Genomic DNA, 14710 nt, shown 5'->3' with positions numbered 1-14710 from the left:
TGTTGTCTCTCAGAACAATTGCGACGAGCGCAAATTCAGCTGGAAAATGACAGATCGCACCGCAATTGCAAGCGCATCGGCGGGTTCGGGGGGCCTGCTGCACGTAATAATTCAACACTGAACAATATCACATCGCCTCATAGTATTTTAGTAAAACTAGACCTTTCGATTTAAAGAAGCGGAGACCCGCATGGTGTAGCATCGCTCGATCAAATAATGGATTGGTGAAGCCAATGACCCAGGTCGTCACAGTCTCGGCCACGACAGCCGCCTATGCGATGGAGAATTCCAAACCGCCGCAGCGGACCTCGCGCAACGCCTTTGTCGAGGAGAGCACCCGCCTGCTCGCCGAGAAGGCCGCCACCAGCGAGGACTTTCAGCTCAGGGCGCTCGTCAATATAGTGCAGCCGCCGGCGCTGGCGCTCTACTTCCTGACCGCGAGCCAGAAGAACCTGGCCCAAGCCAGTCTCAAGGACACGCTCGAGGCCTACAAGAACTCGGCCGCCTGAGGCCGGATCGGGGACAAGCCACCACATGAAAGGGGCCACGGCGGAAAACCGCCGCGGCCCTCTCGGTATTCCTGCCTGCATTACATGCCCTTGACCGGCCCGATCGGCAGAACGACGTCGACTGTCCCGGCCTTTTCGAAGGTCAGCTTCACGGAGACCTGGCCCCCTTCGACAAAAGGCTCCTTCACGTCCATGAACATCAAGTGCAGGCCACCCGGCTTCAGCTCGACCGTCTCACCGGCCGGGACCGGAATTCCGCCCTTCAGCTGCCGCATGGTCATGACATCGTTCACCACGGCCATTTCATGCAGTTCAACGCGGCCGGAAGCCGGAGATTCGGCGGCGATCAGCACGTCATCGGCCGAACCGGTGTTCTTGATGGTGATGAAACCGCCGCCGACGGGCTGGTTCGGCAGCATGGCTCGGGTGTAGCCCGCCATGAGTTCGATGTCGCCGAGCTTGACGACCTGCATCGTTCCGGGATTGGCGCCAACCATGCCCGTGCCATCCATCGCGCCGTGGCCTTGCATCTGATGGCCTTCCATCTGCGCGACGGCAGCGGACGCAAAGAGGGCGACGAGGGTGAGAGTTCTGAATACGTTCATTTTCGTTCTCCAGCGGTTTCGTGCGTGGCCTTCCACGGCCACGATCTTCCGCGACTTGCTTGATTTCACTTGAAGGCGAGAGTGCAAAATCAGGCAATTGCAGGAGGAGCACGCGCTCGCTGGCGCAGGCTGGTACGGCGTTCAGGAAGGTTTCGCGGCTCCCCCAGCTGATTCTCCAGCGAAGCGAAGCTGCTCAGGAGCCAGGCTCCCTCATCCGGTAGCGGCAACAATGCCGAGGAGGCCAGCAGACATGCTTCGCAGAACTGGCGCACCATCGGATGCTTGGTCGCCGCATCGCCGATGCACATGTCAGCATAAGTGCCATCCGGCAACTGCAGCGAAATCGCCGCATAGGCGGCGGCCATGACCTGCGGCGGCTTGTGGGCGAAGGAAAGCGATAGAAGAGCGAATGCGCAAAGAATGCGCAGCAGACCGCCCCTCATCAACTGTACCTTCGACATCGCATTCCTCCGAACGAGCCGATTCCTTAGCGGCTTTCGGCCGGAAATCAAAGCCCTCGTGTTTGCGGGCGCCCCCTTGTCGCGGATTGGCGCCACCACGTCTTTGATCCTTCGCAAACAGTGACGACCGGCCGGACGCGCCGCTTGCGCGAACGCATGCATGAAGCGGCAGCGACAAATATTTGTTCTCAGGCGACCTTTGCCTCTTGCCAAGCGACCGTTCGGCCCGATAATTGCCGCATCCCTGCAGGGAGAAACCGGTTCACTCCGGTGCCGAAGGAGCAACCGCCCCGGAAACTCTCAGGCAAAAGGACCGCAGGGCGTCGACTTGAACTCTGGAGAGAAACCTTCCCGCCATGGAAGGGTGCGCCGAAGGGATAACAATCTCAGGCAAACGGACAGAGGGGGCTCATGACACCGGCACAACCGTGCCACGACCTTGAGCCGGCGCGCCTGCGCCAAAGACGGAGACGCCCCTTGGACCAGTCCGCCGAACTCCTGAAGACCCCGCTTCACGACCTGCATATCGAACTCGGTGCGCGCATGGTGCCGTTTGCCGGCTATGACATGCCCGTGCAATATCCCGCCGGCGTCTTGAAGGAACACCTCCACACCCGGGCCAAGTGCGGCCTGTTCGACGTTTCGCACATGGGCCAGGTTGAGATCCGTGCCAAGTCCGGCGCTTACGAGGATGCGGCGCTTGCGCTCGAAACGCTGGTGCCGGTCGACATTCTCGGCCTGAAGGAAGGCCGGCAGCGCTATGGCTTCTTCACCGACGAGAACGGCTGCATTCTCGACGACCTGATGTTTGCCAATCGCGGCGACCATCTGTTGGTCGTCGTCAACGCCGGCTGCAAGCAGGCCGACATCGCCCATATGAGGAAGCATATCTCCGACCGGGTCGACATCACCTATCTGGAGGACCGGGCACTTCTGGCGCTCCAGGGGCCAAAGGCCGAGAAGGTGCTGACCGAGCTTTGGGCGGGGCTCTACGCGATGAAGTTCATGGATGTGCGCGAGGTCGCGCTTCACGACATTCCGGCCATCGTCTCCCGCTCCGGCTATTCCGGCGAAGACGGATTTGAAATCTCCGTTCCGGCCGACAAGGCCGAGGAGTTGGCGCGCATCCTGCTCGATCATCCGGACTGCGAGCCGATCGGTCTTGGCGCGCGTGATTCGCTGCGGCTGGAAGCCGGGCTTTGTCTCTACGGCAACGACATCGACACCACGACCTCGCCGATCGAGGCGGGCCTCGAATGGGCGATACAGAAGGTTCGCCGCACGGGCGGCGCCCGCGCCGGCGGTTTCCCCGGTGCCGATCGCATCCTGTCCGAACTGGAAAACGGCACCAGCCGGCGCCGCGTCGGCCTCAAGCCCGAGGGCAAGGCGCCGGTGCGCGGGCATGCCAAGCTCTATGCCGATGCCGAGGGCAAGACGGAATTGGGCGAAGTGACGTCCGGCTGCTTCGGCCCGAGTGTCGAAGGCCCCGTCGCCATGGGCTATGTCGCCGCCAGCCATGCCGAGCCCGGCACGCGGATCCATGCGGAAGTGCGCGGCAAATACCTGCCCGTCACCGTCGCCGCCATGCCCTTCGTCACCCCGACCTACAAACGCTGAACCCATGACCGAGATTGCCCCTCATCCGGCTGCCGCCACCTTCTCCCCGTCCTGACGGGGAGAAGGATGCATGCCGCAAACGCCTGCCCGATCCCCACTCCCCGCCTGCGGGGAGTGGGTCAGGGTGAGGGGCAAATCGCTCGCACCACACCAAGAGAGGAACATCACATGCTGAAATTCACCGCCGAACACGAATGGCTGAAGCTCGAGGGCGATATCGCCACCGTCGGCATCACCACCCATGCCGCCGAACAGTTGGGCGACCTGGTCTTCGTCGAACTGCCGGAAGTCGGCGCGACCTTCGACAAGGGCGCGGATGCCGCCACCGTCGAATCGGTCAAGGCGGCCTCGGAAGTCTATTGTCCGCTCGACGGCGAGATCACCGAGATCAACCAGGCGATCGTCGACGATCCGTCGCTGGTTAACTCCGACCCTCAAGGGGCCGGCTGGTTCTTCAAGCTGAAGCTCAAGACCCCGTCCGACGCCGACGCCCTTCTTGACGAAGCCGCTTATAACGAGCTGATCGCATGACCACGCCGACCGAATTCCAGTTCACCGACTACCAGCCCTACGATTTCGCCAACCGCCGCCATATCGGCCCTTCGCCGGCCGAAATGGACGAAATGCTGAAGGTCGTCGGCTACAGAAACCTCGACGCGCTGATCGACGCCACCGTACCCTCATCGATCCGCCAGGCGGTTCCCCTCACCTGGGAGGCTGCCATGACCGAGCGCGAGGCGCTCGACAAGCTGCGCGAGACCGCAAACAAGAACAAGGCGCTCGTCTCGCTGATCGGCCAGGGCTATTACGGCACGATCACGCCGCCGGTCATTCAGCGCAACATCCTGGAGAACCCCGCCTGGTACACGGCCTATACGCCCTACCAGCCGGAAATTTCGCAAGGCCGCCTCGAAGCGCTGCTCAACTACCAGACCATGGTCTGCGACCTGACCGGGCTTGACGTCGCGAACGCCTCGCTGCTCGACGAGGCAACCGCTGCGGCCGAGGCCATGGCGCTTGCCGAACGCGTTTCGAAATCGAAGGCCAAGGCCTTCTTCGTCGACGAAGGCTGCCATCCGCAGACCATCGCCGTCATCCAGACCCGCGCCGAGCCGCTCGGCTGGCAGGTCATCGTCGGCAACCCATTCACCGATCTCGATCCGGTCGACGTGTTCGGCGCGATCTTCCAGTATCCCGGCACGCACGGCCACATCCATGACTTCTCCGGCCTGATCGCCCGCCTGCACCAGACCGGCGCGATCGCCGCGGTCGCCGCCGACATCCTGGCGCTCACGCTGCTGAAATCCCCCGGCGAGATGGGCGCCGACATCGCCATCGGCTCGACCCAGCGCTTCGGCGTGCCGGTCGGCTATGGCGGCCCGCACGCCGCCTATATGGCGGTCAAGGACGCCATCAAGCGCTCCATGCCCGGCCGTCTCGTCGGCGTTTCGGTCGATGCGCGCGGCAACCGCGCCTATCGCCTGTCATTGCAGACCCGCGAGCAGCATATCCGCCGCGAGAAGGCGACGTCGAACATCTGCACCGCGCAGGTTCTGCTCGCCGTCATGGCCTCGATGTATGCCGTCTTCCACGGCCCCAAGGGCATCAAGGCGATCGCCCAGCAGGTGCACCAGAAGGCCGTGCTGATGGCCAAGGGCCTGGAAAAGCTCGGCTACAAGGTTGAACCGGAAACCTTCTTCGACACCATCACCGTCGAGGTCGGCCACATGCAGGCCCTGATCCTGCGCGCGGCGGTCGCCGAAGGCGTCAACCTGCGCAAGGTCGGCGAAACGCGTATCGGCATCAGCCTCGACGAGCGCACCCGCCCGGCGACGCTCGAAGCCGTCTGGCGCGCCTTCGGCGGCAGCTTCGTCGTCGCGGATTTCGACACCGGCTATCGCCTGCCCAAGGATCTGCTGCGCACCAGCGACTACCTGACGCATCCGATCTTCCACATGAACCGCGCCGAAAGCGAGATGACCCGCTACATCCGCCGGCTGTCCGACCGCGACCTCGCGCTCGACCGGGCGATGATCCCGCTCGGCTCGTGCACGATGAAGCTCAATGCGACGGCGGAAATGCTGCCGATCACCTGGCCGGAATTCTCCGAGATCCATCCCTTCGCCCCCGCAGACCAGGCGCTCGGCTACAAGGAGATGATCGACGACCTCTCGGAAAAGCTCTGCTCGGTCACCGGCTATGACGCGATCTCCATGCAGCCGAACTCCGGAGCGCAGGGGGAGTATGCGGGCCTGCTGACGATCCGCAACTACCACCTGTCGCGCGGCGATACGCACCGCACGATCTGCCTTATCCCCACCTCGGCGCACGGCACCAACCCGGCCTCCGCGCAGATGGCCGGCATGACGGTCGTGCCGGTCAAGGCGCGCGACAACGGCGACGTCGATCTCGACGATTTCCGCGCCAAGGCCGAGCAATATGCCGACACGCTGTCCTGCTGCATGGTCACCTACCCCTCGACGCATGGCGTGTTCGAGGAGACGGTGCGGGAGATCTGCGAGATCACCCACGCCCATGGCGGCCAGGTCTATCTCGACGGCGCCAACATGAACGCCATGGTCGGCCTTGCCCGTCCCGGCGACATCGGCTCCGACGTTTCCCACCTCAACCTGCACAAGACCTTCTGCATTCCGCATGGCGGCGGTGGTCCGGGCATGGGACCGATCGGCGTCAAGGCGCATCTGGCGCCCTTCCTGCCGGGCCATGTGGCGACCGACGGACGTCCGGGCGCGGTCTCGGCGGCACCCTATGGCTCGCCGTCGATCCTGCCGATCAGCTGGTCCTACTGCCTGATGATGGGTGGCGAGGGCCTGACGCAGGCAACCAAGGTGGCGATCCTCAACGCCAACTACATCGCAGCCCGGCTCACCGGCGCCTATGAGGTGCTCTACAAGTCCGAGGCCGGCCGCGTGGCGCATGAGTGCATCATCGACACCCGGCCGCTCGCCGAAAGCTCCGGCGTCACCGTCGACGATGTGGCGAAGCGCCTGATCGACTGCGGCTTCCACGCGCCGACCATGAGCTGGCCGGTTGCCGGGACGCTGATGATCGAGCCGACGGAATCGGAGACCAAGGCCGAGATCGACCGCTTCTGCGATGCCATGCTGGCGATCCGCGAGGAAGCCCGCGACATCGAGGAAGGCCGCATGGACAAGACCGACAACCCGCTGAAGAATGCCCCACACACCGTGGAGGATCTGGTCGGCGAGTGGACGCGTCCCTACACGCGCGAGCAGGCCTGCTTCCCGCCCGGCGCGTTCCGGGTGGACAAGTACTGGTCGTCGGTCAACCGCGTCGACAATGTCTACGGCGACCGCAACCTCGTCTGCACCTGCCCGCCGATGAGCGAATATGCGGAAGCCGCGGAGTAAGCCGCTCAAAACGCACTACGGGAGCGCCGCCCTTGGGGGCGCTCTTCATTTATGGAGACGCGTGGAAAGATCCTGTGATGGAACGGAATGGGCCGACGCCCGTTTTCATCCTGTTCAACACAGGAGAACCGACATGCGCAAGACCCTTATCCTCGCCGGTACAGCGGCACTGATGACGCTCACCGCGTCGGCCAACGCGCAGGAGACCGTCATCATCCGCCAGGACCCGGTCGTCACGCAGTCGACCGTCGTGGTGCCGGCGCCGGTCCAGACCTATGTCATGCAGCGCGAAGTACGCTCCGTGCCCTATGAGGGCGACGTTCTGATCGGCCGCGTGATCGACGACCCGGTCGAACTCTACCCGGTCGACGGCTATGACAATTATTCCTACACGGTGGTCAACGAGCGCCGCGTGATCGTCGACCCGCAGACCCGCCAGATCATCCAGATCGTCGAGTAACAGCCATTAGACATAGATTGTGAAACCCGGCGCGGTCCGCCGGGTTTTTCGCGTCGGCTCGTGAAGCGAGCCAAAGTCGGCGTCATGCAGGTGACGGCCTGCAGTCCCGCTTTGTGTCACATCGGAACACGCTCGCCGATCGGGTCAATCCATAAGGAACCATAGATCTTCAACCTTCGCTCACGGGCAACGCCTATGCTTCGAGGCTGGAACTCCACAAGCGCAGGACACGACAATGAGCCTTTCCGCCGTCATGGGTATTTCGCTGTCGGGCATGCAGGCGCAGACGACGCGTGCGACGGCGACGGCCAACAATATCGCCAATGCGATGACGCCGCGCTATGACCGACTGGAGACCGATTTCTCCAGCGGAGACGCCGGTGGCGTCAGGGCCTCCGTGTCGCCTTCGGGTGCCGCCACCTTCGACGAGGGATCGAATGTCGACCTCGCGCGAGAAGTGGTATCGCTGATCGAAAGCGAGATCGGTTTCAAGGCCAATGCTTCCGCGTTCGAGACCGGCGCCGACATGTGGGACGTGCTGATCAGCATCAAGCGCGATTGAACGGCCACCGGAAGCGGACAGTCGCCGCCTAGCCGCCGGCGAGAGCCCTCACCCCCATGCCAATCGCCACCAAACCAAAGCCGATCAGCACCACGCCGGAGATCCGCGACACCCAGAGGGCAAAACTCTCCGGCAGGCGGTGATGCAGCAGCGCTACCGTGCCGCTCAGAAAGATCCACCAGAGCATGGAGCCGGCAAAGACGCCGGCGACGAGCGATCCCGCCGACCAGCCATCACCTTGCGATGCCAGACCCAGCCCGGCGAAAATCGCGGCAAACGAGAGGATGGTGGCCGGGTTGGTGATGGTCAGCAGGAAGGTCGCGCCCGTGGTGCTGAGGAGATCTCGCGCGCCGACCCTGGCGGCGGTCGCCGGCGGCTTCGGCTGAAAGCTCTTCCAGCCGAGCCAGAGAAGGAAAAGACCGCCGAAGATCTGCAGTGGCACCGATATCGTGTCGAGCAGGATGGCAAAGGCGGCAAAGCCGGCGGCGGCCATCAGCGCATAGGCGCCGTCGGCGAGCGCGGTTCCAAGGCCACCGGCGACGCCTGCCCAGAAGCCGCGCTCCAGCGTACGGGAAATGCAGAGCGCGCCGATCGGCCCGAGCGGGGCGGCGATGGCGAGCCCGAGCAGGATGCCCTTGCCGAACAGGAGAAGGCTCATCCTTCAGACCTCCGCCGGGGTGAAGCCGCGCTCGACGGCGGTCGACAGCGCGATCATGGTTTCGCTACGCGCCAGGAAGCGCCGCGTCTTCAGTTCTCCGAGGAAGGTTTCGACGCCGGCCAGATCGGCCAGGCGGACCTTGAGCAGGTAGGACCAGCCTCCCGTTACGTGATGGCATTCCGCAACGGAAGGATGCGCCGCGACGAAGGCCTTGAAAGCCTCCTCCCCGGCATCGTAATCGAGCCCGACCAGAACGAAGGCAGTCACGCCGAGCCCGAGCGCTGCGTGATCGGCATCGACGGTAAAGCGCTTGATCGCGCCCGAGGCGGTCAGACGGCGGATGCGTTCGTTGACGGCCGACGGCGACAATCCCACGGCCTCGCCGATATCGGCGAGCGAGCGGCGAGCGTCTTCGGCGAGCAAAGCGGTGATTTTCTTGTCGATTGTATCCATGGCCGCAGCATACCCGGCAAACGAAGACAAATCCAGATATTTTGCGTATTTTTGCGGAGCGCCCGCATATCCTGCGCCACCTTGATATGATCGCCGCAAAATAAATGGCCCGGTCGGTAACCGGGCCATTTTCAGACAATGCTCGATCTGCGGATCGCCTAGCCGGCGAGCGCCGTTTCCTGCTTCTGGCGCGCGAGTTCGGCCAGGTCTGCCGCCTTCAGCTCGACCGATTCGCCACAGCCGCAGGCTGACGTCTGGTTGGGGTTGGTGAAGGTGAAGCCCGAGCGCAGTGTGGTCGTCTCGAAATCCATCCGGGTGCCGAGCAGGTAGAGCACGGCCGAGGGCTCGACCCAGACGGTGGCGCCATCGTGCTCGATCATGTCGTCCTTCGGATTTGGCTCCCGCACCAGGTCGATGGTATATTCCATCCCGGCGCAGCCGCCTTTCTTGATGCCGACGCGGACGCCCTTGGCGTCCGGACCGGAATTTTCGACGATCGCACGAACGCGGGCGGCGGCCGCATCCGTCATGGTCATCACCTGAAAGCCCATCTCGTTCTCCTGTCACGACCGGGTTCAAGGCCCGGCGCTTCGAGTCATGTAAATGTAGTGGGCGACTTGGCTTCTATCAATACCAGCCGATGGCGACCTGGGCTTCTTCCGACATGCGGTCCGGGGTCCATGGCGGATCGAAGGTCATCTCGACCTCGACGCCCGAGACACCCTCCACGGCGCTGACCGCATTCTCCACCCAGCCGGGCATTTCGCCTGCCACCGGGCAGCCGGGTGCCGTCAGCGTCATCATGATCTTGACCATGCGATCGTCGTCGATGTCGATCTTGTAGATCAGCCCGAGTTCGAAGATGTCGGCCGGGATTTCCGGATCATAGACGGTCTTCAGCGCGGCGACGATGTCGTCGGAAAGACGGGCAATCTCGTCCTGCGGGATGGTCGACTGGACGATGCCTTCGCGGACGTCCGGCTTCTGTTCGCTTTCGTTGACGCTCATCGACGTATCCTCACGCGAAGAAGGTGCGGGCATGATCGAGCGCATCTGCAAGCGCATCGACTTCCGCACGGGTGTTGTAAAGACCAAACGAGGCCCGGCAGGTCGAGGTGACCCCGAAACGGGCAAGCAACGGCTGGGCGCAATGGGTACCGGCACGAACCGCCACACCGCGACGGTCGATCAGCATCGATACGTCATGGGCATGGATGCCGCCGAGCTCGAACGAAAAGATCGCCCCTTTGCCCGGCGCATTGCCGATGATCCTCAGCGAATTGATCGCCGAAAGCCGTTCATCGGCATAGGCGCGCAGGCTCTCCTCGTGGGCGGCGATAGCCTGCCGCCCGAGGCCTTCGATATAGTCCAGCGCATAGCCAAGCCCGATCGCCTGAACGATCGGAGGCGTGCCGGCCTCGAAGCGGTGCGGCGGGTCGTTGTAGGTGACGGTGTCTTCCGTCACCTCGACGATCATCTCGCCGCCGCCCATGAAGGGCTGCATGGCCTTCAGGCGGTCCATCTTGCCGTAGAGCACGCCGATGCCCGACGGGCCGTAGAGCTTGTGGCCGGTGATCGCATACCAGTCGCAATCGAGATCCTGGACGTCGACCGGCATGTGGACCGCGCCCTGGCTACCGTCGACCATGACCGGAATGCCGCGTGCATGGGCGATGCGGCAGACGTCCTTGATCGGCACGACGGTGCCGAGCGCGTTGGACATGTGGGTGATGGCGACGAGCTTGGTGCGCTCGGTCAGGCACTTCTCGAAGGCTTCGAGGTCGAAGGCACCGTCATCGGTGACCGGCGCCCAGACGAGCTTCGCGCCCTTGCGCTCGCGCAGGAAATGCCACGGCACGATGTTGGAATGGTGCTCCATGATCGACAGGACGATCTCGTCGCCCTCGCCGATATGGGTCATGCCCCAGCCATAGGCGACCGTGTTGATCGCCTCGGTCGAGGACTTGGTGAAGACCAGTTCGTCGATCGAGCCGGCATTGAGGAAACGGCGCACTTTTTCGCGCGCGCCTTCATAGGCATCCGTCGCGGCGTTCGACAGGAAGTGCAGGCCGCGATGGACATTGGCATATTCGTTCGAATAGGCGTGGCTGATCGCGTCGATCACCTGTCGCGGCTTCTGCGCCGAGGCGGCGTTGTCGAGATAGACGAGCGGCTTGCCGTAGACTTCGCGCGACAGGATGGGGAAGTCGCGGCGCACCGCCGCGACGTCATATCCAGCCTGGGCGGAGAGATGATCAGCCATGATTGTCCAGCCAGTCGGTGATGATCTCTTCCAGCGCCTCGACCAGCGCCTCGTCTTCCAGTTCCTCTACCACCTCCGCGACGAAGGCATTGATCAGCAGGCCGCGCGCCTTCTTTTGCGGAATGCCGCGCGCCATCAGGTAGTAGAGGTGATTGTGATCGATGTCGGTCACCGTCGCGCCATGGGCGCACTGCACGTCGTCGGCAAAAATCTCGAGTTCGGGCTTCACCGAGAACTCCCCGTCGTCCGACATCAGCAGCGTGTTGCAGGCCATGCGGGCATCGGTCTTCTGGGCGTCGGGGGCGACCCTGATCATGCCCTGGAACACGCCCTTGGCGCGGTCGAACACCACGCTGCGGACGATTTCCGTCGACGTGGTGTTCGGCACGTCGTGGCCGAGCGTCATGGTGAGGTCGGTATGGGTCTCGCCACCGAGCAGATTGACGGCGCGCAGCTTGAAATCCGAGCCTTCGCCCGCCGTGCGCAGGTGGACTTCCTGGCGCACCAGCTTGCCGCCGGCATTGACGACGAACAGGCGGAACCGGGCATTGGCGCCGAGTTCGACCTTGATCTGGCCGAGATGGGTGTCGTCCGGACCTTCCGTCTGCAGGATGATCCAGGTGACCTCCGCGCCGTCGTCGATCTTCAGATCGGCGACGCTCGAGACGAGGCTTGCCCCTGCCCCATTGCCCAGATGGCGCTCGATTACCGTCGCGCGGCTTTCCTTGCCGAAGCGGGCGGGAAACCGGACATGCACCGGGCCGCTGGAATGAACGCTCTGCAACTCGATCGGCGCGTCAAGGCTGGCGCCGTCTTCGATTTGCAGTTCGATGCCGTCGCGCACGAAGCTGCCGTTCAGACGGCCGATCGTATCATCGCCATCCCGGGCGAAAAGCTTGGCGGCAGCGGAACCGTTCGCCAGGCTGTCGCGATAGGCGGCGGCCTGGACACCGTCCGGCATCGGGCCAAGGTCGGCCCTGCCCTGCACGAGAGAAAGCACGGTGGCGCCGGCAACGACCGGTGCCACCACGGTGGCGGTGGCGGACAGGTCGAGGGCCGGGACACCACGCATCAGCGCCTTGAGGTCGGTATAGTGCCAGGCCTCGATGCGGCGGGTCGGCAGGCCGGCCCGCTTCAGTTCGTCGAACAGGCGGTCACGGGCGACGAGCACGTCGCCATCACCGGGCAGCCCGCCGATCTGGTTCGTATAAGCCTCGATCAACTGGGTTTCGGCCGCCGTCAGGCGGTTCGCTGCTTGCAGTGTCATCGTCGGAACTCCTTTCCGGCCGATCAGGCCGCTTCCCCGATGATGTCGGCATAGCCGTTGGCTTCGAGTTCGAGCGCCAGGCTCTTGTCGCCGGTCTTGATGATCTGGCCCTTGTAGAGGACGTGGACGGTGTCCGGAACGATGTAGTCGAGCAGGCGCTGGTAGTGGGTGATGACGATCACGGCGCGATCCGGTGACTTCAGCGCGTTGACGCCGTCGGCAACGATCTTCAGGGCGTCGATGTCGAGGCCCGAATCGGTCTCGTCGAGCACACAGAGCTTCGGCTCCAGGAGCGCCATCTGCAGGATCTCGGCACGCTTCTTCTCGCCGCCGGAGAAGCCGACATTCAGCGGCCGCTTCAGCATGTCCGGGTTGATCTTCAGCTCGGCCGCCGCTTGCTTGACTCGGCGCATGAAATCCGGGGTCGTCAGTTCGGCTTCGCCGCGCGCCTTGCGCTGCTCGTTCATCGCCACCTTGAGGAACTGCATGGTGGCGACGCCCGGGATTTCGACCGGGTACTGAAAGGCGAGGAAGATGCCCTTCGCTGCCCGTTCGGCCGGGTCCAGCTCGAGGATGCTTTCGCCATTGTAGAGGATGTCGCCTTCGGTGACTTCATAGTCTTCGCGTCCCGACAGGATGTAGGACAGTGTCGACTTGCCCGAGCCGTTCGGGCCCATGATGGCGGTCACTTCCCCGGCCTTGACCGTCAGGTTCAGGCCACGGATGATTTCGGTGCCGTCTTCGGCGATGCGGGCATGGAGGTTTCTGATTTCGAGCATGGTCTTTTCCTGTTTATCAACGCGCGAGCAAGCTCAGCGCTCCATCTGTCATCTATTCAAAAGAGTGCGCGCATATTGGGTAGGATGAAGGCCGAAATCGCTCCGGCCACCAAGCCTATGGCAACGCGCGCGAGCCTGTTCGACACATTCGGTGAGAAGAGGGCGACGCCGCCGCACACAACCGCGTAGTAGATCAGGCCGATCGCATCCATTACCCCACGCTCCCCTCGAGCGAGATGCCGATCAGCTTCTGCGCCTCGACGGCAAATTCCATCGGCAGTTCCTGGATGACCTCACGGACGAAGCCGTTGACGATCAGCGCGATCGCCGCTTCCTGCGGAATGCCGCGCTGCAGGCAGTAGAACAGCTGGTCCTCGGAGATCTTGGAGGTGGTCGCCTCGTGCTCGAACTGGGCGGTCGCGTTCTTCGCCTCGATATAGGGCACGGTATGCGCGCCGCACTTGTCGCCGATCAGAAGACTGTCGCACTGGGTAAAGTTGCGGGCATTCTCCGCCTTGCGGTGGGCCGAAACCTGGCCGCGATAGGTGTTGTTGGAGAAGCCGGCGGAAATACCCTTGGAGATGATGCGGCTCGACGTGTTCTTGCCGAGATGGATCATCTTGGTGCCTGAGTCGATCTGCTGGTGGCCGTTCGACACGGCGATCGAGTAGAACTCGCCGCGCGAACCGTCGCCGCGCAGGATGCAGGACGGGTATTTCCAGGTGATCGCCGAACCGGTCTCGACCTGGGTCCAGGAAATCTTGGAATTCTTGCCGCGGCAGTCGCCACGCTTGGTGACGAAGTTGTAGATGCCGCCCTTGCCTTCCTTGTCGCCCGGATACCAGTTCTGGACGGTGGAATACTTGATCTCGGCATCGTCCAGCGCCACCAGCTCGACCACGGCGGCGTGCAGCTGGTTCTCGTCGCGCTGCGGCGCGGTGCAGCCTTCGAGATAGGAGACGTAAGCCCCCTCCTCGGCGATGATCAGCGTGCGCTCGAACTGGCCGGTGTTCTTCTCGTTGATACGGAAATAGGTCGACAGTTCCATCGGGCAGCGAACGCCCTTCGGCACGAATACGAAGGAACCGTCGGTGAAGACCGCGGTGTTGAGCGTCGCATAATAGTTGTCGGTGACCGGTACGACCGAACCGAGATACTTCTGCACCAGCTCGGGATGCTCGCGGATCGCCTCCGAGATCGACATGAAGATCACGCCGGCCTTCTTCAGCTCTTCCTTGAAGGTGGTGACGACCGAGACGCTGTCGAACACGGCATCGACCGCGATCTTGGAGGTCTGCACGCCGGCCAGGATCTCCTGCTCGCGCAGCGGAATGCCGAGCTTTTCATAGACCTTCAGCAGTTCCGGATCCACCTCGTCGATCGAGGTCGGGCCGGTCGTGCTCTTTGGCGCGGCATAATAATAGAGGTCGTTGAAGTCGATCTTCGGATAATTGACGCGCGCCCAGGTCGGCTCTTCCATGGTGAGCCAACGCTTGTAGGCGTCCAGACGCCATTGAAGCATCCAGTCCGGTTCGTTCTTCTTTGCGGAAATGAAACGGATGATGTCTTCCGACAGGCCCTTGGGCGCCTTGTCGACTTCGATCATCGTCTCGAAACCATATTTGTACTGGTCGACATCGATCTGGCGCACCTGATCGATCGTTTCCTGCACGGCAGCCATTCG

Annotated in this window: 16 protein-coding genes, 1 pseudogene and 2 riboswitches; of the genes and pseudogenes, 6 read left to right on the top strand and 11 right to left on the bottom strand. The window is 63.1% G+C overall.

Going from position 1 to position 14710, the window contains the following annotated elements:
- The first annotated feature begins 233 nt into the window (after nucleotides 1-233).
- The gene (locus DYZ14_RS12170) at nucleotides 234-509 is read left to right on the top strand and encodes a hypothetical protein (protein ID WP_115670086.1); all 276 of its coding nucleotides are present in this window, start codon (nucleotides 234-236) and stop codon (nucleotides 507-509) included.
- An 80-nt stretch (nucleotides 510-589) separates the two neighbouring features.
- Here the strand turns inward: DYZ14_RS12170 and DYZ14_RS12165 are convergent.
- Both DYZ14_RS12165 and DYZ14_RS12160 read right to left on the bottom strand, forming a co-directional pair.
- Nucleotides 590-982 (bottom strand): annotated as a pseudogene (locus DYZ14_RS12165) (copper chaperone PCu(A)C); the annotation flags it as partial.
- 221 nt (nucleotides 983-1203) lie between these two features.
- Nucleotides 1204-1575: a hypothetical protein gene (locus DYZ14_RS12160; protein WP_154720921.1), complete on the bottom strand. Its 372-nt coding sequence runs from the start codon at nucleotides 1573-1575 to the stop codon at nucleotides 1204-1206.
- A gap of 237 nt (nucleotides 1576-1812) precedes the next feature.
- Nucleotides 1813-1901: riboswitch (glycine riboswitch) on the top strand.
- Nucleotides 1902-1903: 2 nt separating this feature from the next.
- Nucleotides 1904-1987: riboswitch (glycine riboswitch) on the top strand.
- 65 nt (nucleotides 1988-2052) lie between these two features.
- Here DYZ14_RS12160 and gcvT point away from each other — a divergent pair.
- The 5 genes from gcvT (at nucleotide 2053) to DYZ14_RS12135 (ending at nucleotide 7606) form a co-directional block, all read left to right on the top strand.
- Nucleotides 2053-3192 (top strand): glycine cleavage system aminomethyltransferase GcvT, encoded by a 1140-nt coding sequence (gcvT, locus tag DYZ14_RS12155; protein WP_195949933.1) that lies wholly within the window; start codon nucleotides 2053-2055, stop codon nucleotides 3190-3192.
- Between the two features lie 168 nt (nucleotides 3193-3360).
- Nucleotides 3361-3723 carry a glycine cleavage system protein GcvH gene (gene gcvH, locus DYZ14_RS12150; protein ID WP_154720919.1) on the top strand — a complete coding sequence of 121 codons (363 nt, stop codon included), beginning with the start codon at nucleotides 3361-3363 and terminating at the stop codon, nucleotides 3721-3723.
- The gene (gcvP, locus tag DYZ14_RS12145; RefSeq protein ID WP_154720918.1) at nucleotides 3720-6584 is read left to right on the top strand and encodes an aminomethyl-transferring glycine dehydrogenase; all 2865 of its coding nucleotides are present in this window, start codon (nucleotides 3720-3722) and stop codon (nucleotides 6582-6584) included. The genes gcvH and gcvP overlap by 4 nt, the downstream gene beginning before the upstream one ends.
- A 133-nt stretch (nucleotides 6585-6717) precedes the next feature.
- On the top strand, nucleotides 6718-7044 hold the full coding sequence (locus DYZ14_RS12140; RefSeq protein ID WP_154720917.1) for a DUF1236 domain-containing protein: 327 nt from the start codon (nucleotides 6718-6720) through the stop codon (nucleotides 7042-7044).
- Between the two features lie 235 nt (nucleotides 7045-7279).
- Nucleotides 7280-7606 (top strand): flagellar basal body rod C-terminal domain-containing protein, encoded by a 327-nt coding sequence (locus DYZ14_RS12135; protein ID WP_154720916.1) that lies wholly within the window; start codon nucleotides 7280-7282, stop codon nucleotides 7604-7606.
- Between the two features lie 28 nt (nucleotides 7607-7634).
- On the opposite strand, the gene DYZ14_RS12130 is transcribed toward DYZ14_RS12135, so the two are convergent.
- From DYZ14_RS12130 to sufB, 9 genes are all read right to left on the bottom strand, one after another.
- Entirely contained in the window at nucleotides 7635-8264 is a 630-nt protein-coding gene (locus DYZ14_RS12130; protein WP_154720915.1) for a LysE family translocator, read from the bottom strand.
- A gap of 3 nt (nucleotides 8265-8267) precedes the next feature.
- Nucleotides 8268-8717, bottom strand: coding sequence for an Lrp/AsnC family transcriptional regulator (locus DYZ14_RS12125; protein ID WP_154720914.1), 450 nt, complete (start codon nucleotides 8715-8717; stop codon nucleotides 8268-8270).
- A 158-nt stretch (nucleotides 8718-8875) separates the two neighbouring features.
- A complete protein-coding gene (gene sufA, locus DYZ14_RS12120) occupies nucleotides 8876-9268 on the bottom strand; it encodes a Fe-S cluster assembly scaffold SufA (protein WP_154720913.1) in 393 nt (130 codons plus the stop codon).
- Nucleotides 9269-9344: 76 nt separating this feature from the next.
- On the bottom strand, nucleotides 9345-9725 hold the full coding sequence (locus DYZ14_RS12115; RefSeq protein ID WP_154720912.1) for an SUF system Fe-S cluster assembly protein: 381 nt from the start codon (nucleotides 9723-9725) through the stop codon (nucleotides 9345-9347).
- 10 nt (nucleotides 9726-9735) lie between these two features.
- Nucleotides 9736-10980 (bottom strand): cysteine desulfurase, encoded by a 1245-nt coding sequence (locus DYZ14_RS12110; RefSeq protein WP_154720911.1) that lies wholly within the window; start codon nucleotides 10978-10980, stop codon nucleotides 9736-9738.
- Nucleotides 10973-12247, bottom strand: coding sequence for a Fe-S cluster assembly protein SufD (gene sufD, locus DYZ14_RS12105; RefSeq protein ID WP_154720910.1), 1275 nt, complete (start codon nucleotides 12245-12247; stop codon nucleotides 10973-10975). The genes DYZ14_RS12110 and sufD overlap by 8 nt, the downstream gene beginning before the upstream one ends.
- A 23-nt stretch (nucleotides 12248-12270) precedes the next feature.
- Nucleotides 12271-13026: a Fe-S cluster assembly ATPase SufC gene (sufC, locus tag DYZ14_RS12100; RefSeq protein WP_154720909.1), complete on the bottom strand. Its 756-nt coding sequence runs from the start codon at nucleotides 13024-13026 to the stop codon at nucleotides 12271-12273.
- A gap of 56 nt (nucleotides 13027-13082) precedes the next feature.
- Nucleotides 13083-13238: a hypothetical protein gene (locus DYZ14_RS12095; protein ID WP_154720908.1), complete on the bottom strand. Its 156-nt coding sequence runs from the start codon at nucleotides 13236-13238 to the stop codon at nucleotides 13083-13085.
- The gene (sufB, locus tag DYZ14_RS12090) at nucleotides 13238-14707 is read right to left on the bottom strand and encodes a Fe-S cluster assembly protein SufB (RefSeq protein ID WP_154720907.1); all 1470 of its coding nucleotides are present in this window, start codon (nucleotides 14705-14707) and stop codon (nucleotides 13238-13240) included. The genes DYZ14_RS12095 and sufB overlap by 1 nt, the downstream gene beginning before the upstream one ends.
- Nucleotides 14708-14710 lie beyond the last annotated feature (3 nt).

This window comes from Ciceribacter sp. T2.26MG-112.2 (genome assembly GCF_900492205.1).
Classification (GTDB): Bacteria; Pseudomonadota; Alphaproteobacteria; order Rhizobiales; family Rhizobiaceae; genus Allorhizobium; species Allorhizobium naphthalenivorans_A.
This window is presented reverse-complemented; position numbering and strand designations above follow the sequence as displayed.

Bases quoted from the DNA above. Each gene is read 5' to 3' on its own strand.
- DYZ14_RS12135 (WP_154720916.1), top strand. From the start codon at position 7,280: ATGAGCCTTTCCGCCGTCATGGGTATTTCGCTGTCGGGCATGCAGGCG.
- sufB (WP_154720907.1), bottom strand. From the start codon at position 14,707: ATGGCTGCCGTGCAGGAAACGATCGATCAGGTGCGCCAGATCGATGTC.
- sufC (WP_154720909.1), bottom strand. From the start codon at position 13,026: ATGCTCGAAATCAGAAACCTCCATGCCCGCATCGCCGAAGACGGCACC.
- DYZ14_RS12110 (WP_154720911.1), bottom strand. From the start codon at position 10,980: ATGGCTGATCATCTCTCCGCCCAGGCTGGATATGACGTCGCGGCGGTG.
- DYZ14_RS12130 (WP_154720915.1), bottom strand. From the start codon at position 8,264: ATGAGCCTTCTCCTGTTCGGCAAGGGCATCCTGCTCGGGCTCGCCATC.
- DYZ14_RS12125 (WP_154720914.1), bottom strand. From the start codon at position 8,717: ATGGATACAATCGACAAGAAAATCACCGCTTTGCTCGCCGAAGACGCT.
- DYZ14_RS12095 (WP_154720908.1), bottom strand. From the start codon at position 13,238: ATGGATGCGATCGGCCTGATCTACTACGCGGTTGTGTGCGGCGGCGTC.
- gcvP (WP_154720918.1), top strand. From the start codon at position 3,720: ATGACCACGCCGACCGAATTCCAGTTCACCGACTACCAGCCCTACGAT.
- sufD (WP_154720910.1), bottom strand. From the start codon at position 12,247: ATGACACTGCAAGCAGCGAACCGCCTGACGGCGGCCGAAACCCAGTTG.
- sufA (WP_154720913.1), bottom strand. From the start codon at position 9,268: ATGGGCTTTCAGGTGATGACCATGACGGATGCGGCCGCCGCCCGCGTT.
- DYZ14_RS12170 (WP_115670086.1), top strand. From the start codon at position 234: ATGACCCAGGTCGTCACAGTCTCGGCCACGACAGCCGCCTATGCGATG.
- gcvH (WP_154720919.1), top strand. From the start codon at position 3,361: ATGCTGAAATTCACCGCCGAACACGAATGGCTGAAGCTCGAGGGCGAT.
- DYZ14_RS12140 (WP_154720917.1), top strand. From the start codon at position 6,718: ATGCGCAAGACCCTTATCCTCGCCGGTACAGCGGCACTGATGACGCTC.
- DYZ14_RS12115 (WP_154720912.1), bottom strand. From the start codon at position 9,725: ATGAGCGTCAACGAAAGCGAACAGAAGCCGGACGTCCGCGAAGGCATC.
- DYZ14_RS12160 (WP_154720921.1), bottom strand. From the start codon at position 1,575: ATGTCGAAGGTACAGTTGATGAGGGGCGGTCTGCTGCGCATTCTTTGC.